Genomic DNA, 18,395 nt, shown 5'->3' on the forward strand with positions numbered 1-18,395 from the left:
AGCTTCAAAAAAAAATCCCGTGAATTACTATTTCACAGGACTTTTAATATTTAATTGCAAGCGTTTTATTAACTACAAATATCTTTCTTGAAAAACTTTTTGATGATGTTTTTGGTGACCAATAATTACAAAACCTAAAGCTCTAACTGATATCTGATTATTTGATGCTGTACCAATTCGTTTAAGCTGCTCTTCTGATAAACTTTTATAGAACAATAAATTCGAATGTCTTACTGCAGAAAGTTCCGTTAATAGATCCTGAATGCTTCTTGCGTTTGCATTCGTATTATCTACATAATCATTTTCATCAAAACTTGGCAATCCTGTTTTATCGTTTCTAGAAAAACGTAAAGCGCGATATGCAAAAATACGTTCGGTGTCGATTATGTGCTGAATGATTTCTTTGATTGTCCATTTTCCTTCGGCATAACGATAATCAAATTTATCCATTGAGATATTCTGAACAAACTTTATAAAATCATGCAAAGAAATTTCTAGTTCTTCAATCAAATTTACATCTCCTGCTTCGCGAATATAAGTTGTAAATCCGCCAGAATACTCGTTTTCTAATAATTGTGATCCTAACATAATAATTAAATTTAAGCTGAATTTCTACTTGCGTTTGTATTTCCGAAAAGCGAACGCGTTACTATTTTTTCATAAACTTTAATTAGGTCTTCATCGACTTTATCTTGCTTGTTTAATTCATTAATTCTTAACAAAGCATATTGTTGTATTGTTAACAATGGCAATACTATACGCTCTCTTATCTGAATTGATGCTTTACCATCAGGATAATTTTCCATTAACTCTTTATGTCCGGCAATTTTTAATAAAAGGCGTTTAGTTTCCGAAAATTCATCGTAGATAATTTGCCAAAACTCACCAAATTCAGGGTCTTTCCTCATGTAAGCTGTTAATGGTAAAAATGATTTTGCCAATGACATCATACTATTTTCTAACAAGGTTTTAAAGAATAATGAATTATCATATAAATCCTGAACTTTTTCCCATTGGTTTGTTTCTTCAAAATGTCTTAAAGCTGAACCTACCCCAAAGAAACCTGGTACATTTTGCTTTAACTGACTCCAAGAACCTACAAACGGAATAGCACGTAAATCGGCAAAATCCAGATTCTCTGACTTGCTTCTTTTTGATGGTCGGCTACCTATATTTGTTTTAGAGTAATATTTTAAAGTACTCATTTTTTCCAGATAAGGAATAAACTTAGGATGATTCTTAAAGCTTAAATACTCTTGATACCCTAGTTCTGCTAGTTGATCTAATATATCTTTTTCATCTACAGTCAACTCATTTTTACCTTTACTAAATACCTGATTTGTAACTCCGGCACTTAATAAATTCTCTAAATTATAGCGACAAGAATCTAATGTTCCAAAATTTGAACTAATTGTTTGCCCTTGTATTGTAATCTGAATTTCGTTATTCTCGATTTTCGGACCTAGTGAAGCATAAAACTTATGTGTTTTTCCTCCTCCTCGAGCTGGTGGTCCTCCACGTCCGTCAAAGAAAATAGCTTTAATTCCGTATTTTCTTGAGATTTCGGTAAGTGCTTCTTTGGCCCTGTATATACTCCAGTTTGCCATTAAATACCCTCCATCTTTTGTGCCGTCTGAGAATCCTAACATTATAGTCTGCTTGTTTCCTCTCTCTACAAGGTGTTTTGCATATTCTGGATTTGTGTACAATTGCTCCATAATTTTATGGGCTTTTTGTAAATCATCTACAGATTCAAAAAGTGGGATTATATCAACTGTTGGACTTTCCCAATTGTTTAATCTAATCAATGCAAAAGTCTCCATTACATTCAGCGCACTTTCGTTATTACTGATTATATAGCGATTTGCTCCATACTCGCCATTATTCTCTTGTATGGTTTTAATAGCTTGAATTGACTCTATTGTTGATTTTGTAATTTCGTTTTCAAACACATTAGAGTTAAGATCTCCTTTTACTTTTGAAAGGATTGCTATCTTTTCATTCTCAGATAAATCATAATAATTAGCCGGAAACACTGTAGAGTCAGACTTTAAGTAATACGTTACAACATCTTTAAAAACAGCATCATGTATTTTACTATTCTGACGAATATCTAGTGTTGCAAAATAAAAACCAAACAAGTTAATTTTTATAAGTAACGCCTCTAATTCGTCTAAATACAACGACTGATGCTTATCGATAATTATATCTTTTATCTTGTTTAATTGTGTTTTAAACTCATCTAAAGTGATGTAAATTTCCCCTTTTGAATAAAAAACAGAACGATATAATTTAAACTCTAAATCTGAAACTAATGTATCTACTCCCGCAAAAGTCAGTTTCCTTTTTAGGTTTCGTATCTCTACATAGTAACATTTTAGAATCGAAGTTCTCAAACGTTCAGCAACTTTTAAGGTAATTGCTGTGGTTACAAATGGGTTTCCGTCACGGTCTCCTCCTGGCCAAAATCCTAGTTTTATCAATGGATTTTGAATTGATTTTCCGTGAAAGATATTCCTTTGAAGATAATGTACTATTTCGCCTGAAGTTTCGTAAAATACATTCTCTAAGTACCAAATTAAACTTACCGCTTCGTCGTAAGGATTTGGTTTTTCATTTTGTATAAATGGTGTTTTTCCTAATTGAGCAAGTAATTTCTTGATTTTAAGCAAATCATTTGCACGAATCGCATCGGTCAGGTCATTGATAATACCTAATACTGGCCCTGGGTAAAATTGTGTAGGGTGCGCAGTTAAAACGGTACGAACATTAAAGTCTTCTAAAAACTCTACTAAATCATCTTCTTTTTCTTTAGCATCAGACTTTTCTTTGATATCACGAAGCGATCCTCTTCCTTCCATATTGTTTACAGTAGGAAAAGCTGCATCTTCGATAGCATCAAACAATACAATTTGACGCTCGATATATTGAATAAATCGAAACATTAAGTCGATTTTATCTTTCTCGGAAGCATTATTTAAATACTTTCCTGAGAAAAAATTCACAATTTCTTTAGGTGTTTCTTGTTTTTTAAAGCCTGTTTCGCAAACTTCGGTAAATAAAGGAAGTAAAACCCCAGTATTATCAATAGAATCAAATGGCAATGTAATAAAGACACTATTGTAAATATGGTATTTAGAAAGAACGTCTTGATTAAAACGTTCAATTTTAGGAAGCGTATACATAATGTGTTATAGTTGGTTGGTTGTTAATAGTTAATTTTTCATAAAAAAACCCCAAGAAAAACTTGAGGTTATATTCAATATAGCATTCAAGGTCAATTACATATTTTTAAAAATAGTATGCATCAAACGCTTCTTATCATTAATACTTTCTTCTAACGAGATCATAGTTTCTGTTCTGTAAACTCCTTCGATATCATCAATCATAAAGATAACTTCTTTAGCATGTTTCGTGTCTTTTGCTCTTATTTTACAGAAAATATTGAATTTCCCTGTAGTTACAGATGCTACTGTTACAAATGGAATTTGATTAATACGCTCTAAAACAAATTTTGTTTGAGATGTATTATTCAAGAAAACACCTACATAAGCTATAAATGAATATCCTAATTTATCATAATCCAAGGCTAATGAAGATCCCATTATTATTCCGGCATCTTCCATTTTTTTCACCCTTACATGTACTGTTCCTGCAGATATCAATAATTTTTTTGCAATGTCAGTAAACGGTACTCTTGTGTTGTCTATCAACATGTCTAAAATCTGGTGATCTACTTCATCCAAACGAAATTTACTCATAATTCTTTAATTAATATTACTAATTGCTATTACAAAGTATAAAAATATATATAAAAAATAACAAAATGACAAAAAAACTAACTTTTTATCAATCCATTAACAAATTTTATGTTTTTATCTAAATAAAAATCTGCTTTCTGACTTGTTTTCGGAATATTACTAAAACCATCAGTATATGTTGCCCCTTTAGCATCATATTCAAAATGACCGTAATAATTTTCTAATTCACCAACTTCGGTAATATAAGCAGTGAAACAAATTTTATTTTCAATCAATTCTTCTTTGTATTGTGCGGCAAAATTCGTGATTATTTCGATACCATCATAATTTATTTTGATGTTTTTATACATAAAATCATAAAAAACGACTTTATTTTGTGAAATATTCAAATATTTATTAATTCCATTGACAACTATATCGTTTTCGCTTAGTGCTTTAAATCCAGTAATTAAGGCGAAAAATACATACTTCCTAGTAACTTCTCTTTCATAATCATTAGGATAATGCCCCGCCTCAAATAAAATTGTAGGCACTCCCAGATATTGAAATGTATCTCCTATGCAATTAATATTAAAAGAATCATCAAAACGCCCTACTTGCCCAGGGATATATTGCTGCAGAACATCATTCATAGCAACAATCAGATCTATAGCCTTTGTACGGGACTCATTTATCTCTCTCTCTTCATTATATGCAGGTGCCAGAAACGAAACCGTAGCAGGCTTCCCTGTGTTTCCTGCGCCAAAAATAGTACGCTGATCATGCAGGTTATAACAATAATGAGGTTTAAACGCTTCAAAAGCAGCTTTTAATACCTTACTCTCTGGCTGAGTTAACTGTTGCGAATCACGATTTAAATCGACTTTGTTAGCATTTTCTCGGGTATATAACTTCGCACCATCGGGGTTTAGTATAGGAATGGAATAAAAAGTAAAGGTTTCTAGCATTTTATTTGCAAAATCTGAACCGCTATTTAAGACATTAATAAAGTCAAATAAGGCTTTTGTGGTCGTGCTTTCGTTTCCATGCATTTGCGACCAAAGGTAAATTCGTGTTTTACCAGACCCAATTACGTAACTATATATAGGTTGATCCAAAACAGATTTACCAATAATCTTAACTTGATTATTAGTATTTAATTTGTCTAATAAGGGAGTAATTGCATCTAGTGTAAGATACCTTCCTTGAATACTTTGTTCTTTATGTAAGCTAAATAATTCTTCTAAATTCATGTCGTATTGTTTGGTTTACAAAAGTAAACATCTTTATTTTTACAATTGTAAACAATTAAATTTTGCCATAATCTACATTTGTAAACGCTTATTTTCTCGAAATAACCTCCATTTCCCTTGGTTTTGGTGACATTTGTTACCTATTTACAAAAACACACTTACAACACTAAATACTAACAACTTACATAACATTACATGAAGTCATATAATCAGTAAAATAGCTAGAATTAGGTAATTTACAATTGTATAATTGGTGCTTCGGTATATTTTAGTTACATTTGTAAACCATCTTAATTTAAAAAACAATTTACAATGGTAAACATCGAGGATTTTATAAAAAGATTGGAAACCATACTAGATTATTATGGTTTAAATGCTTCATCATTTGCAGACAAAATTGGGGTGCAACGCTCTAGTATGTCTCACCTACTTTCTGGCAGAAACAAACCTAGCTTAGATTTTATATTAAAAATTATTGAGATTTTTCCCGATGTAGATTTGTATTGGGTCTTGAACGGAAAAGGTACTTTTCCTAAAAGTGAAAATATCGAAGTTGTTACAAATTCAATTCCACAAGAAATTGAAAAACCCATCGCTCCTATTTTTCCAACTAAAAGCTTTATCCCCGAAGATCTATTCTTAGAGATAGAAAATCCAACGGAGAAAAAACCAATTGAAAAAAATATTCCTGAAATAAAAAATGTAATTCCTAATTCTTCTTCTTCCGAAGAAATAGAAAAAATTGTGCTTTTTTATAAAAATGGAACTTTTAAAATTTACACTCCTTAAAAAATAAGCGAGCCCTTTTCGATTTTTGTAAGACAGGAAAAAACATCCTCTACACTACCTCTCTTCTGTCTTACTCTCAAACTATTACTGTAAAATCAAGACTTGTTTGCAAAAGCTACTTCTAAAACAAAGATTTTTTTGTTTAACCTAAAATTGTACGATATTTTCCTATAATTAATCCTATTCTTACATATTGCTTTTTTTGTCGCAATTTGTCCATTTTATTTGTTGTTTATCGATTTTATTTGTAACATTGATACGGCTTAAGAAAAACATATTTTAACAATAATATCTTATTATTATCTATTTAAATAGTATTTAAATATGATATTTTTATTCATATTAGCTAAATATGTTTTATAATGAAAATAATTAACAAGTGTTTAATTCTATATTTTCAACCAAAAAAACAACCAATTTATGAGGAAAAAATTCCTTCTTGCCGTGTGGTTTTCATTTCTTTTCGGTGCCATCTTAGTTTTGTTCTGGCAAAATGAATACCAATACAGTTTACCTACACCCGTCCCAAAAAATCATCACGATATTGCTATGGGATCTCACATTAATCTAGGAAAACAGTTTACTACTAAAAATAAACCTGTTTTCATCCATTTTTTTAATCCCGATTGTCCATGCTCCCGTTTTAACGTGCCGCATGTAAGTGAATTAATAAAAAAATATGGAGATAAGATTAATTTCAATATCGTAGTTCTCAACAAAGTAAAAAATTTCACAGTAGAAGAAATTCAAGACAAATTTGATTCTAAGGTTCCCGTTTTCTTTGATAATGATATTGCTGAAAAATGCGGTGTGTTCTCTACACCTCAAGCGGTTCTTATTGATGCTTCCCAAAATTTATATTATCGAGGAAATTATAACAAGACAAGATATTGCACTGATGCAAATACTAATTATGCACAAATGGCAATTGATTCTTTATTAATCCAAAACAACAAACCTTCTTTTGATGCTTTGGCTCTTAAAGCTTATGGATGTTCATTACCTAAATGTACTAAATAAATCTAACCTTAACCAATTTCTAATTACTATGAAAACAAAAGCAAGTTTGAATGAACGAGATTACCTGCACAATTTTATGTCTACGATGACACAAAAATCTGATACCATTATCAACTATGTTCTTGCGTTCTATTTCCTCTTCGGAATAGCTTTGGCATTTAAATATGATACCTGGGAAATTGGAGTCGGTGTTGGAGCACTTAATCTCATCGCCTATTATTCTGCAAAATTTTTTCTCAAAAAATCTAAATTCTATCAATACGTTCTCTCTGTAGTTCTGGCTATATTTATGGCGCAGTATATTTACCAAATGCATGGTTTGTTCGAAATGCATTTTACAGTATTCATCGCCAGTACGATTTTGATTATTTATCAGAACTGGAAATTACAAATTCCGCTTACGCTTTTAGTTGTACTTCATCATGGAGCTTTGGCTTACTTGCAAAATTTTGTTTACAATGATGCTAATGGTCCTCAAATATATTTTTCGCAAGTTAATTTTGATATAGAAACTTTTATCATTCACGTTGTCCTTGCTGCTGTTGTATTTTTTATGAATGGCTATTGGTCTTATTATTTTAAAGAACATAGTGAAAATCATATTTCTAAAATTTCTGATGAATATGAATTGGAAAATATCAAATTGGCATCGGCAAAATATAGTTCTCTCTCTGCAAACAATGAATTTAATAGTTTTATTTATAAAACATCACAAGATTTAAAATCACCTGTACACTCCGTACTCACTTTAATCGAAGTTTCTAAAGGGCAAACCGACAATGAAAAACTCCTTGGTTATTTTGAAATGATTAAAGAAAATACCAAAAAAATAGATGGCCTGGTCAATGATATCCACGGTAAATCGGCAAACCATATGGCGAATTAAACTTTTTATTTCCAAATTTTAGGCGTATTTGTTATTTCCCCCAAAATCAATTAGTAACCTTAACCTCTATTTTATGGCAGAATATGATTTTCAATCAGCAAATAAAACACTGATTACCTGGAAAAAATCTTTTGATGATTTTTTAAAAAACAACATCGCGCTAAATCCAAGAGATATGGTAGTATCTGAAACTGGTTTTGGCAAAGAAGTTGAAAAATTATTAAGCAAACACAGCACCAATGCAACCGTTAAAAACCTGGACTTTCAATACAAGAAAATCATTCATATTGCAACCGATATCCAACATTTGAGATTAGTAAACGATGATACGCTGCCTGATTGGCTAGAAGATGAATTAGGTACGGTTTTCCAGAAAATAAATGACCTATTAGCAACTTTAGAAAAAGAATTTAACTAAGCACTACTTTATAAAAAATATCACACCTTTTATAAAAAAACCAACTCATATATTAACTTAAAATAAAAATTTATGGAAACAAGAACTACTCGCCCGACTCCATCTGATAGAGAAGTTGATTGGAACAAAACTAAAGTACTGCTAAGTAAAACAGATACAAAAGGAACAATTTTATATGCAAATGAAGCCTTTATAGACGTGTCGGGTTATGATGAGTTTGAACTAATTGGGCAACCTCACAATGTTATACGACACCCCGATATGCCTAAAGTAATTTTTAAATTCTTGTGGGATAATATTAGAGCTAGCAAGAACATACATGCTATTATCAAAAACATGTCTAAAACCGGTAGATACTATTGGGTAATTACCGATTTTAAAATAATTGCCGATTCAGATGGAGAAATTGCGGGATTCTTTGGAACAAGAAAATCTGTTCCTGAAGCCATTATAGTAAAGTTTATAGAGCCTTTGTATAAAAAGTTAATACATATTGAGGAAGCTAGCGGAGTTAAAGCCTCTGAAGAATATTTGATAGGTTTTCTGGAGGAACGCAACAAAACGTACATGGAATATGTAGATCATCTTGTAGCTACCGGAAAAGACGATAAAGAAAAAGTGAAAAAAGGCTTTTTTAAAGGCTTTTTTGAGAAAAAAGACGTCAAAAAAAAATAAACGAGCACCTCGTGTAAATAAAAAACACAATTTCCGATACCACTAAAGAAAATTGTGTTTTTTTTATATCCAAAAGAAAGCCCACTGAGCATTTTTTTATAATTGAAATCCATTTTCTGGAATTTTCCCCACTACGCCTTTATAATGTTGTTTTAAAACTTCTATATCAGCTTCATAATTTCCTGTCGGATAAAAAGGTTTTCCGAGATTAACCTCTTTTTTACCCCAATCAAAAGCAACAGGAACAATAGGTACATTTGCTTTTAGAGCGATGTAATAAAATCCTGTTCTAATTTCCGAAACTTTTTTGCGAGTTCCTTCTGGAGCAACTGCTAATCGAAAAGTTTCTTTTCTATCAAAAATGGCTGCAATAGAATCGACTTTGTTCAAACCTCCTGAACGATCCAGCGGCTCTCCTCCTGCACTTCTAAAATAATATCCAAAAGGAAATTTAAATAATTCCTTCTTTCCAACCCAATTCATTTCTAATCCTGAAATACCTCGGGTAAAAATTCCTAAATAAAAATCATGGTTACTTGTATGTGGCATTACCATTAATACACATTTTTTAACCTCAGCATTTTCAACCCCTACAATTTTCCATCCCATCAACTTCAGAAAGATGAATTTATATAATTGTTTCTTCATTATTTTATTTTAACCTGCAAAATAAATAATTTAAATCTTAAATTTGGTAAAAACGCATACGAATGATTAAGAAAATATTCAGTTACCTGGTTCCTATAAAAATATTTGAAAAAAAATCTGCCCGCAGTAAAGCAATCGAAGTTACTTGGGCAAACGGAGAATTAGTTCTAGATTCCGAAAATACCAATTACTCTTACGGAAGTTTGCAACGCATTCTAAGATATGGTTTAAAAAATATTGGTTTCGAAAAGATAACTCCAATGAAACATATTTTACTCCTTGGTGTTGCCGGAGGAAGTGTAATCAAAACATTGGTCGATGAAATAAAATACAAAGGCAAAATCACCGGAGTCGAAATTGACCCCGAAATGATTCAGGTTGCCAATAAATATTTTAATCTAAATAAAATAAAACAACTCGAAGTTATTATTGATGATGCTTTTGAATTTGTACTAAAAACAAATAAAAAATATGACCTGATAATAATTGATGTTTTTGAGGATACTACGATGCCAAATTTTTTATTTGAAAGTTTCTTCAGTAATAGGGTTTGTGATCTTTTAAAAAATAATGGTTTTGTACTTTTTAATACCATGATTCTGGATGAGAAGCATAATGTACGAAACCAAAAATATATTTCGGAGATAAACAATAACCAACATACTGTAAAAATGCTTCCTCGAATCGAAGAACACAATGAATTGATAATTATTGAAAAACTAGCTTAGCGGTAAATTTATTTAACGAGTTATTTATTGTCTACAAAGGAACGCGGATTCGCTAAGGCGAAAACGCAGATTAAAAACGGATTTTTTCCGTACCGACGCTTTGAGATTAGTAAGGGATTGGGATTGTTTTTGAAAATCCGTTTTTAATCCGCGTCTTTACTTTTGTAAATCCGCTTAATCCGCGTTCCTTCCACAAAGCATTAGATAGAATATTAAAAAAATAAAATATATGCCCTCATTAGAAACTACTTTAAAAAAATTAGCTCCAGCAAAAGTAATCGATGCAACAATCGGTTATGCTCAGTATATGCCTTTGGATTTATCAATCACAAATCAGGATTTAGCAAACAACAAGCCACAAACTGCTGTCGATTTTGAGAATTATATCGATAATTTATTAGCTCACTCCAATGCAAAAGTCGCTTTTGGCGGGTATTTAGAGGAGCGTAATCTATACAAACGAAGTGAAAATTTCAATAATTCTGATGCACCAGAACGTAATATTCATATTGGTGTCGATTTATGGATAAAAGCCTCAACTCCAGTATTGGCAGCGTTTAACGGAACAGTGCATAGTTTTAAAAACAATATTGGTTTGGGTGATTATGGCCCTACAATTATCCTGAAACATGATATCGAAAATCATATTTTCTATACTTTATACGGGCATTTATCGTTAGAAAGTATAGAGAATCTTAAAGTTGGAGATGTTTTTATTCAAGAACAAATTTTGGGCACTTTAGGAGAATCAAATGTAAATGGGGATTATGCGCCTCACTTGCACTTTCAGATTATAAAAAATATTGGAGACAATTTTGGCGATTATCCAGGTGTTTGCAGTAAAATCGACGTAGATTATTATGCTAATAACTGCCCAAATCCCAATTTAGTATTAAAAATAACATAAAGAACGATGAAAAAAGTACTATTTATTCTAAGTTTGCTTCTGTTGATTGGTTGCAAATCTAAAACAGGAGGAAACAAAACAGAGGATTTAAAAATATCAAAAGTTTTACCTACAGAAGTAGATAATAGCCAACAAAAAAAGGCCTACGATTTAGGAAAACGAGTTTTATTGACTTGTAATACCTCAAAATTTAAGCCTTTTAACGAAACTGAAGTTACGCCATCGGTTATGGCAAATACAACAGAAGAGCGATTGACAAAAACATGCCAGAAATTCCGACAATGGTACGGAGCATTTAAAGATCTTAAATTAGATGGTGTTTACAAAACCAAACACGAAACCATCTACAGATACAGAGCTTTATATGAAAAAAAAGTAGCCAATAAAGAACTTCGCGTGTATGTAAACGAAGACAATCTGATTTCTGCCATAAAATCGTTGGACTGGGACGAAACATTCGAGTCGAATTTAATTGAAAAATAAAACCTTATGAAATGAGCATTACCGAAAATTGGTCGCAAATACCAATGAAGATATGCGAATTCCATATTCCTTTAAAAAACAAATACTATCTACATATGAATTATAAAACACTACTGATTTTACCCTTTTTTTTCTTATCCATTTTGGTTAATGCTCAGGAGTCGCTTAATTTTAAAGGAAAAACATATCCAGCTACCCAATCTTGGGATTTTATCTGCGAAAATTATGCTTTATCTGGCGAAGCCAATGTGCAAATTGCAAAAACAGAAACGGGAGGTCTCTTAAAACTTAGTGTTGCCACAACAGATCCTAAATTACAAATTACAGGCGTTGCCTATATTTACTTAGTAGACAATACGATTATTGTATGTATTGATAAAAAAAATACTGAAGCTGCCGAAAATAAAACGGCAAATTATTACAATCTTTCGGCTATTGAAATGAATAAACTAAAGAAAACTGATATACAATCTATTAGATTCAATATAACAGGGACTGCAAATAAGTTTAGTAGCCAAATTGGTAATTTTACTGCCGTAAATAAGAAGTCTTATTTTTCGACCAAATTTGACAAAACTAAAAAAAGCTTTGATACTGCAATAGAAATTCAAGGTTTATAAGCTTATTTTTGGAGTAAATAGTCAATAATTCTGTACATTTATATTCTAATTAGATTAAAAATGACTGCAAACGAAGCCACAATTACGAAATTTTATACTGCATTTGCCAATGCCGATGCAGCCAAAATGAGCGAATGTTACCATCCTAAAGTACAATTTCGTGATCCTGCTTTTGGTTTACTAAAAGAGAATCAGGTTTCTAAAATGTGGGAAATGCTACTTAAAAAAAGCAAAGGAAACATAAAAATAGAATTCTCGGATGTAAAAGCCGATGATTTTGTAGGTTCAGCACATTGGGTTGCTACTTACAACTTTAGCAAAACAAACAGAAAGGTAATCAATAGTATTTCTGCCGAATTTCAGTTTCAGGATGGCTTAATCATCAAACATACCGATACATTTGATGTCTGGAAATGGTCAAAACAAGCATTTGGTATTACAGGATACTTATTGGGCTGGACAGGTTTTTTTCAGAAAAAAATACAAGAACAGGCTTTATTATCACTTCATAATTATCAAACTAAGAAATAATGGCACATCTCGAGACCTTAAGAATTCTTTTTAGCCGAGATCTTAATAAATTAAAACTCGAAATAGAATCTTATCAAAACGAAGCTAAAATCTGGCTCGTAAGCGAACAAATTCTAAATTCGGGCGGTAATCTATGTTTGCACTTAATTGGGAATTTAAACACTTATATAGGCGCTGCATTGGGTAATTCTGGTTATATAAGACATCGAGAATTAGAGTTTTCTCTAAAAAACATCCCAAAAGCAGAATTAATTGCTAAAATTGAAGAGACAATTAGTGTTGTTGATACCGCTTTAAGTAATTTATCCGAAGAAGATTTGGAACATGATTTTCCTGTATTTGTTTTTGAAGGTAAAAATTCTACCGATTTTATCCTAACGCATCTCACCACTCACCTCGCCTATCATTTAGGACAAATAAACTATCACCGCCGATTATTAGACGCGTAAAATAGTTGACTGACAATAATTTAAACCATTAAGAGATTAAGAAAAATTAAGCTTTTACTGTTATTTTAAATTTCTCAAAATATTCTTTAAAAACTGCGACTTGGCTGCTTTACGAGATTCAATAATCACAACTTGCCTTTCTAATAGCATTCTTAATTTTCCTTAATATCTTAATGGTTAAAAAATATCAAAAAAAAATAGCTTCAATTGAAGCTATTTTTTGTTTTATGATGCAAACCAACCTGCGACTAATTCATCTTCGAATGAAGTTACATTTTCATGAATAAACTCATTGGTTTCTTTATTGTATTCGTAATCCAAAGCCCATGTTTTATGGTTTTTGGCTAATTCTTTGATGCTTTCGCAAACAAAAGCAATCTCTTCATTGGTAGTTGTAGGATGTATCGACATTCTTATCCATCCTGGTTTACGGATTAAATCTCCAATAGTGATTTGGTCAATCAGTTTACTAGAAGTTTCTTGGTCAACATGTAACAAAAAGTGTCCGTAAGTACCTGCACAACTGCAACCTCCTCTGGTTTGGATTCCGAATCTGTCATTTAATATTTTTACACCTAAGTTAAAATGTAAATCTTCGATAAAAAACGAAACTACTCCTAAACGTTCCTGATGTTGTCCTGCAAGAATTTTAATATTCGGGATATCATTTAGTTCATTAAACACATAATCTACGATTTCATGCTCACGTTGTAGCATTTTGTCTACTCCCATTTGTTCTTTTAGCTCAATTGCCAAAGCAGTTTTTATAACTTGCAAAAAGCCAGGAGTTCCGCCGTCTTCACGGTCTTCGATATTATCGATATATTTATGCTCACCCCAAGGATTTGTCCAGCTTACAGTTCCTCCTCCAGGACAATCCGGAATCATGTTTTTATATAATTTTTTATTAAAAACTAAAACTCCCGATGTTCCAGGTCCTCCTAAAAATTTGTGTGGAGAAAAGAAAATCGCATCCAAATACGCTTCTGGATCTTCTGGGTGCATATTTATTTTTACATACGGTCCAGAACACGCAAAATCTACAAAACAAACTCCATTATGTTGGTGCATTAACTTAGCAGCTTCATAATAGGGTGTTTTTATCCCTGTTACGTTAGAACAAGAAGTGATCGAAGCTATTTTATAAGCTCTGTCTTTATATTTATCTAATAAAATTTCTAAACTTTCAAGGCTAAAAAGTCCTTTTTCGCAAGCAGGAATAATTTCAACATCAGCAATCGTTTCTAACCAACTCGTTTGGTTTGAGTGATGCTCCATGTGAGATATAAAAACAACTGGTTTTTTATCAGCTGGTATAGTTGTAAAATCCTTTAGGTTTTCAGGGATTTTCAAACCCAAAATACGTTGAAATTTATTAACAACACCAGTCATTCCTGTTCCATCAGTAATTAAAATATCATCCTGATTGGCATTAACATGACGCTTAATGATATTTCTGGCATGATGGTACGCTTTTGTCATGGCAGTACCTGACACAGTGGTCTCAGTATGCGTATTTGCGACAAAAGGTCCAAATTGGTTTATAATTTTCTCTTCAATCGGTCTATATAATCGTCCGCTGGCAGTCCAATCGGTATAAATTATCTGTTTTTTACCATAAGGAGAGGTAAATTCCTGGTCGATTCCAATGATATTTTTACGAAAATCTTGGAAATAAGCTTCTAAAGCCGTGGTATTGTTTTTGATATTCATTATAAACTGATTTGATGACAAAGGTATATATTTTTTATATAATTGTGAATTTGTTAATACTTAAGTGAAAACTGTACTACAATTTCTGTTATTTTTAAATAAACACCTCTTAAACAGGTTTCTTTTTAGCAAAACCAACAAATTAGAATTAAATTTGAGTATCTATTTTAAATATGTTACTCATTATCAACAAAGAACAATAATTATTTAAATTATATATTATGAAAAACTTATCTATAGCTACTTTTGGAGGGGGCTGTTTCTGGTGTATCGAAGCAGTTATTCAACGCCTAAAGGGAATAATATCAATAAAATCGGGCTATGCCGATGGTCATATTAAAAACCCTGCTTATCGCGAGGTTTGTACTGGTAGAACTGGACATGCCGAAGTTATTCAGGTAACTTTCGACCCCGAAATCATTTCATACCATGACTTAATTACCATTTTTATGACGAGTCATGACCCAACGACATTAAACCAACAAGGAGCTGACAGAGGGACACAATACCGCTCTATTATTTTATACCATAATGAGGAACAAAAAGCAATTGCAGAGCAAGTTTTTGAAGCGGTAAAACCTCTTTATGCTGATCCAATCGTAACCGAATTAAAACCTTTTGAAGTGTTTTATGAAGCTGAGGAAGATCACCAAAATTATTACAACAATAATCAGGAAGCTGGTTATTGCCGAATGGTAATCGACCCTAAAGTGCAAAAACTAAGAAAAATGTATGCCGATAAACTGGCATAAACAAGCACGTATTACTGTTATTGAAATTAAATAAAATGAAAAAATTAAATATACATAATCGGTTTACTGCCGAACTACCCGAAGATCCACTAAGTACTAACGAAATAAGGCAGGTTTTAAATACTTGTTTCTCTTATGTTAACCCTCGAATTCCTGCTGAACCTAAGCTAATTCACGCTTCTGAAGCTGTGGCTGAGTTAATTGGGCTTTCGCCAAAAGACATTCAATCGGAATCATTTCTGAATGTTTTTTCGGGTAAAGAAGTTTTGCCAACCACGCATCCATACGCGATGTGCTATGCAGGGCATCAATTTGGAAATTGGGCGGGACAATTAGGAGACGGTAGAGCGATTAATTTAACCGAGGTCGAACACAATGACCAGTTTTATACTTTACAGCTTAAAGGAGCAGGAAAAACACCTTATTCGAGAACTGCCGATGGTTTAGCAGTTTTACGTTCCTCTATACGAGAACATTTATGTAGCGAAGCCATGTTTTATTTGGGAGTTCCTACCACTCGTTCCCTTGCTTTAATGTTATCTGGTGACGAAGTATTGCGCGATAAACTATATGATGGTAATCCTGCTTATGAAAAAGGGGCAATTGTATGTCGTGTAGCACCGTCATTTATTCGTTTTGGAAGTTTTGAGATGCTAACAGCACGTAATGAGCTTAAAAATCTTAAATCTCTTACCGATTATACCATCAAGTATTATTATCCTGAGATAACCGAAGAAGATCCTAAGAAATCTTATATCCAGTTTTTTAAGGCTGTAGCCGATAAAACCCGTAAGATGATTCTGGATTGGCAACGTGTAGGCTTTGTACACGGGGTTATGAATACCGATAATATGTCGATTCACGGCTTAACAATAGATTTTGGACCTTATGGTTGGTTAGAAGATTATGATCCGAATTGGACACCAAATACTACCGATAATCAACATAAAAGATACCGTTTTGGCAATCAGGCAAATGTTGCTAAATGGAATTTATTTCAGTTAGCAAATGCTTTATACCCATTAATCAATGAAGCTGAAGGTTTAGAGAGTATATTAGAATCATTCTCTGATTCATTTGATGAAGAATATAAAGAAATGATCCTAAGCAAATTAGGAATTTCTACATCAAAAGAAATTGATGATAAAATCATCTTAGATCTAGAAACCAACATGCAATTATCTGAAACAGATATGACTATCTTTTTTAGAAATTTAAATAAAATTAAAAAAGAACAATCTGCAGAAGAGGCATTTGCTTGCATTCAGGATGCTTTTTATAAACCAGAAGAAATTAAAGGCTCTATTTTAAATACTTGGCTAGAATGGTTCTCGGTGTATTTAACGCGTTTAAATACCGAAAAAACACCTAACGAAGAACGTGCTGCAAACCAAAACAAAGTAAATCCTAAATACGTTTTGCGTAACTATATGGCACAATTAAGTATTGATGCTGCCGATGAAGGTGATTATTCTCTAATAGAGGAATTACATTTATTACTTAAAAATCCTTACGATGAACAACCAGAATACGAAAAATGGTTTGCCAAACGTCCAGATTGGGCAAGAGACAAAGTAGGCTGCTCTATGCTTTCTTGTAGTTCTTAGCTATTTTTCGCCACGATCCGAGCGCAATTTCATTAAATAAAGGGAATATTTATAATGCTTTGTCAAATTAAATCTCCCGCTAAGTCGCAAAAGCGCAAAGAAAGAATGTGTAAACTTTGCGCTTTTGCGGCTTTGCGAGTAAAATTATAGTCCAAAAAGCTTAACTTAATAACATTGCGCTCGGATCATGGCAATATTTTTCTATTTCGAAGTAATACAATCTACAATCATATTGGCATGAACACGGGAATTCTCAATAAACCATTTATGAGTTTCCATTCCGCCACACACAACACCTGCCAAAAACAATCCTGTAACATTGGTTTCCATTGTCTCAGGATTGTATGTTGGTACTTTTCTTTCATCATCAGATAATTGAATTCCCATTTTTTCCAGAAACGTTAAATCTGGCTTATAACCAGTAAGTGCCAAAACAAAATCATTTTCGATAGTTACTTTTCCGTTTGGAGTATCAATTTCGACTTCATTCTCTCTGATTTCGGTAATATTCGATTCAAAGTATGCTTTTATACTTCCTTCGGCTATTCTATTCTCGATATCTGGTTTAGCCCAATATTTTACACGATTGTTAATTTCGCTTTTGCGAATTACCATCGTAACATTAGCTCCTTTTCGCCAACATTCTAAGGCTGCATCTACAGATGAATTATTTGCCCCTACAACAAGAACATTCCTAAAAGCATATTCATGCGCCTCTTTGTAATAATGGCGCACTTGTGGCAACTCCTCGCCTTTTACATTCATATAAATCGGAATATCATAAAAGCCTGTTGCAATAATTACATTCTTGGCTTCATACAATACCTTATTTGTGGTTATTTTAAAAAGCGAATTTTCTTGCTTGATAACTTGGGTCACATTTTCGAATAAATGAATGGAGAAGTCAAAATAACGATGAATATTGCGATAATACTCCAATGCTTCTTGTCGGCCTGGTTTGGGAGCCAGGCAATTAAAAGGTATATCTCCTATTTCTAATCTTTCAGCTGTAGAAAAAAACGTCATATACAGCGGATAATTAAAAATACTGTTTACAATTGCTCCTTTTTCTATAATTAAATACTTTAAATTTTTCTTTTGTGCTTCGATCGCGCAGGCTAAACCTATTGGTCCTCCTCCTACTATAATCAAATCATATTCTTCAATTGTCATAAA

Annotated in this window: 20 protein-coding genes; 13 read left to right on the forward strand and 7 right to left on the reverse strand. The window is 32.3% G+C overall.

Annotated elements, in window-relative coordinates; translation table 11 throughout:
- Positions 1-72: 72 nt before the first annotated feature.
- The 4 genes from OA93_RS15070 to OA93_RS15085 form a co-directional block, all read right to left on the reverse strand.
- Entirely contained in the window at positions 73-588 is a 516-nt protein-coding gene (locus OA93_RS15070) for a DinB family protein (RefSeq protein WP_039114214.1), read from the reverse strand.
- Positions 589-599: 11 nt separating this feature from the next.
- Positions 600-3,185: a phosphoenolpyruvate carboxylase gene (locus tag OA93_RS15075; protein ID WP_039114215.1), complete on the reverse strand. Its 2,586-nt coding sequence runs from the start codon at positions 3,183-3,185 to the stop codon at positions 600-602.
- 96 nt (positions 3,186-3,281) lie between these two features.
- Entirely contained in the window at positions 3,282-3,761 is a 480-nt protein-coding gene (locus OA93_RS15080) for a winged helix-turn-helix transcriptional regulator (RefSeq protein WP_007805990.1), read from the reverse strand.
- A 77-nt stretch (positions 3,762-3,838) separates the two neighbouring features.
- Positions 3,839-4,993: a M14 metallopeptidase family protein gene (locus OA93_RS15085; RefSeq protein ID WP_039114216.1), complete on the reverse strand. Its 1,155-nt coding sequence runs from the start codon at positions 4,991-4,993 to the stop codon at positions 3,839-3,841.
- Positions 4,994-5,305: 312 nt separating this feature from the next.
- Between OA93_RS15085 and OA93_RS15090 the strand changes: the two genes are divergently transcribed.
- The 5 genes from OA93_RS15090 to OA93_RS15110 all read left to right on the forward strand — a co-directional run bounded on the left by OA93_RS15090 (position 5,306) and on the right by OA93_RS15110 (position 8,781).
- Positions 5,306-5,782 carry a helix-turn-helix transcriptional regulator gene (locus OA93_RS15090; RefSeq protein WP_039114217.1) on the forward strand — a complete coding sequence of 159 codons (477 nt, stop codon included), beginning with the start codon at positions 5,306-5,308 and terminating at the stop codon, positions 5,780-5,782.
- 420 nt (positions 5,783-6,202) lie between these two features.
- Positions 6,203-6,802 (forward strand): thioredoxin fold domain-containing protein, encoded by a 600-nt coding sequence (locus tag OA93_RS15095; RefSeq protein WP_039114218.1) that lies wholly within the window; start codon positions 6,203-6,205, stop codon positions 6,800-6,802.
- Positions 6,803-6,830: 28 nt separating this feature from the next.
- Complete coding sequence (locus OA93_RS15100; RefSeq protein ID WP_039114307.1) at positions 6,831-7,688, forward strand: hypothetical protein; 858 nt, start codon at positions 6,831-6,833, stop codon at positions 7,686-7,688.
- A 73-nt stretch (positions 7,689-7,761) separates the two neighbouring features.
- On the forward strand, positions 7,762-8,106 hold the full coding sequence (locus OA93_RS15105) for a hypothetical protein (protein ID WP_039114219.1): 345 nt from the start codon (positions 7,762-7,764) through the stop codon (positions 8,104-8,106).
- A 72-nt stretch (positions 8,107-8,178) separates the two neighbouring features.
- The gene (locus OA93_RS15110; RefSeq protein ID WP_039114220.1) at positions 8,179-8,781 is read left to right on the forward strand and encodes a PAS domain-containing protein; all 603 of its coding nucleotides are present in this window, start codon (positions 8,179-8,181) and stop codon (positions 8,779-8,781) included.
- Positions 8,782-8,877: 96 nt separating this feature from the next.
- Here OA93_RS15110 and OA93_RS15115 read toward each other — a convergent pair whose 3' ends face one another.
- Positions 8,878-9,429, reverse strand: a complete 552-nt coding sequence (locus tag OA93_RS15115) for a 1-acyl-sn-glycerol-3-phosphate acyltransferase (protein WP_039114221.1) — start codon at positions 9,427-9,429, stop codon at positions 8,878-8,880.
- 62 nt (positions 9,430-9,491) lie between these two features.
- Between OA93_RS15115 and OA93_RS15120 the strand changes: the two genes are divergently transcribed.
- From OA93_RS15120 to OA93_RS15145, 6 genes are all read left to right on the forward strand, one after another.
- Positions 9,492-10,157, forward strand: coding sequence for a fused MFS/spermidine synthase (locus tag OA93_RS15120; protein ID WP_039114222.1), 666 nt, complete (start codon positions 9,492-9,494; stop codon positions 10,155-10,157).
- Positions 10,158-10,386: 229 nt separating this feature from the next.
- The gene (locus tag OA93_RS15125) at positions 10,387-11,064 is read left to right on the forward strand and encodes a peptidoglycan DD-metalloendopeptidase family protein (protein ID WP_039114223.1); all 678 of its coding nucleotides are present in this window, start codon (positions 10,387-10,389) and stop codon (positions 11,062-11,064) included.
- A 6-nt stretch (positions 11,065-11,070) separates the two neighbouring features.
- A complete protein-coding gene (locus OA93_RS15130; protein ID WP_039114224.1) occupies positions 11,071-11,547 on the forward strand; it encodes a hypothetical protein in 477 nt (158 codons plus the stop codon).
- Positions 11,548-11,558: 11 nt separating this feature from the next.
- Positions 11,559-12,167 carry a hypothetical protein gene (locus OA93_RS15135; RefSeq protein WP_240474736.1) on the forward strand — a complete coding sequence of 203 codons (609 nt, stop codon included), beginning with the start codon at positions 11,559-11,561 and terminating at the stop codon, positions 12,165-12,167.
- 60 nt (positions 12,168-12,227) lie between these two features.
- On the forward strand, positions 12,228-12,698 hold the full coding sequence (locus OA93_RS15140) for a nuclear transport factor 2 family protein (protein ID WP_039114226.1): 471 nt from the start codon (positions 12,228-12,230) through the stop codon (positions 12,696-12,698).
- On the forward strand, positions 12,698-13,147 hold the full coding sequence (locus OA93_RS15145) for a DinB family protein (RefSeq protein ID WP_039114227.1): 450 nt from the start codon (positions 12,698-12,700) through the stop codon (positions 13,145-13,147). The genes OA93_RS15140 and OA93_RS15145 overlap by 1 nt, the downstream gene beginning before the upstream one ends.
- A 225-nt stretch (positions 13,148-13,372) precedes the next feature.
- Here OA93_RS15145 and OA93_RS15150 read toward each other — a convergent pair whose 3' ends face one another.
- Positions 13,373-14,860 carry an aminotransferase class V-fold PLP-dependent enzyme gene (locus OA93_RS15150; RefSeq protein WP_039114228.1) on the reverse strand — a complete coding sequence of 496 codons (1,488 nt, stop codon included), beginning with the start codon at positions 14,858-14,860 and terminating at the stop codon, positions 13,373-13,375.
- Positions 14,861-15,081: 221 nt separating this feature from the next.
- On the opposite strand from OA93_RS15150, the gene msrA reads away from it, so the two are divergent.
- A complete protein-coding gene (gene msrA, locus OA93_RS15155; RefSeq protein WP_039114229.1) occupies positions 15,082-15,612 on the forward strand; it encodes a peptide-methionine (S)-S-oxide reductase MsrA in 531 nt (176 codons plus the stop codon).
- 35 nt (positions 15,613-15,647) lie between these two features.
- The gene (locus tag OA93_RS15160; RefSeq protein ID WP_039114230.1) at positions 15,648-17,219 is read left to right on the forward strand and encodes a protein adenylyltransferase SelO; all 1,572 of its coding nucleotides are present in this window, start codon (positions 15,648-15,650) and stop codon (positions 17,217-17,219) included.
- Positions 17,220-17,420: 201 nt separating this feature from the next.
- Here OA93_RS15160 and OA93_RS15165 read toward each other — a convergent pair whose 3' ends face one another.
- Positions 17,421-18,392: a YpdA family putative bacillithiol disulfide reductase gene (locus OA93_RS15165; protein WP_039114308.1), complete on the reverse strand. Its 972-nt coding sequence runs from the start codon at positions 18,390-18,392 to the stop codon at positions 17,421-17,423.
- Positions 18,393-18,395 lie beyond the last annotated feature (3 nt).

Origin of the sequence: Flavobacterium sp. KMS, assembly GCF_000813005.1 — a bacterium.
GTDB lineage: Bacteria > Bacteroidota > Bacteroidia > Flavobacteriales > Flavobacteriaceae > Flavobacterium.

Excerpts from the sequence above, each read along its gene's own strand:
- OA93_RS15070 (WP_039114214.1), bottom strand. The coding sequence starts at position 588 with ATGTTAGGATCACAATTATTAGAAAACGAGTATTCTGGCGGATTTACA.
- OA93_RS15130 (WP_039114224.1), top strand. The coding sequence starts at position 11,071 with ATGAAAAAAGTACTATTTATTCTAAGTTTGCTTCTGTTGATTGGTTGC.
- OA93_RS15085 (WP_039114216.1), bottom strand. The coding sequence starts at position 4,993 with ATGAATTTAGAAGAATTATTTAGCTTACATAAAGAACAAAGTATTCAA.
- OA93_RS15160 (WP_039114230.1), top strand. The coding sequence starts at position 15,648 with ATGAAAAAATTAAATATACATAATCGGTTTACTGCCGAACTACCCGAA.
- OA93_RS15125 (WP_039114223.1), top strand. The coding sequence starts at position 10,387 with ATGCCCTCATTAGAAACTACTTTAAAAAAATTAGCTCCAGCAAAAGTA.
- OA93_RS15095 (WP_039114218.1), top strand. The coding sequence starts at position 6,203 with ATGAGGAAAAAATTCCTTCTTGCCGTGTGGTTTTCATTTCTTTTCGGT.
- OA93_RS15075 (WP_039114215.1), bottom strand. The coding sequence starts at position 3,185 with ATGTATACGCTTCCTAAAATTGAACGTTTTAATCAAGACGTTCTTTCT.
- OA93_RS15165 (WP_039114308.1), bottom strand. The coding sequence starts at position 18,392 with ATGACAATTGAAGAATATGATTTGATTATAGTAGGAGGAGGACCAATA.
- msrA (WP_039114229.1), top strand. The coding sequence starts at position 15,082 with ATGAAAAACTTATCTATAGCTACTTTTGGAGGGGGCTGTTTCTGGTGT.
- OA93_RS15100 (WP_039114307.1), top strand. The coding sequence starts at position 6,831 with ATGAAAACAAAAGCAAGTTTGAATGAACGAGATTACCTGCACAATTTT.
- OA93_RS15140 (WP_039114226.1), top strand. The coding sequence starts at position 12,228 with ATGACTGCAAACGAAGCCACAATTACGAAATTTTATACTGCATTTGCC.
- OA93_RS15150 (WP_039114228.1), bottom strand. The coding sequence starts at position 14,860 with ATGAATATCAAAAACAATACCACGGCTTTAGAAGCTTATTTCCAAGAT.
- OA93_RS15110 (WP_039114220.1), top strand. The coding sequence starts at position 8,179 with ATGGAAACAAGAACTACTCGCCCGACTCCATCTGATAGAGAAGTTGAT.
- OA93_RS15145 (WP_039114227.1), top strand. The coding sequence starts at position 12,698 with ATGGCACATCTCGAGACCTTAAGAATTCTTTTTAGCCGAGATCTTAAT.
- OA93_RS15105 (WP_039114219.1), top strand. The coding sequence starts at position 7,762 with ATGGCAGAATATGATTTTCAATCAGCAAATAAAACACTGATTACCTGG.
- OA93_RS15135 (WP_240474736.1), top strand. The coding sequence starts at position 11,559 with ATGAGCATTACCGAAAATTGGTCGCAAATACCAATGAAGATATGCGAA.
- OA93_RS15120 (WP_039114222.1), top strand. The coding sequence starts at position 9,492 with ATGATTAAGAAAATATTCAGTTACCTGGTTCCTATAAAAATATTTGAA.
- OA93_RS15115 (WP_039114221.1), bottom strand. The coding sequence starts at position 9,429 with ATGAAGAAACAATTATATAAATTCATCTTTCTGAAGTTGATGGGATGG.
- OA93_RS15090 (WP_039114217.1), top strand. The coding sequence starts at position 5,306 with ATGGTAAACATCGAGGATTTTATAAAAAGATTGGAAACCATACTAGAT.
- OA93_RS15080 (WP_007805990.1), bottom strand. The coding sequence starts at position 3,761 with ATGAGTAAATTTCGTTTGGATGAAGTAGATCACCAGATTTTAGACATG.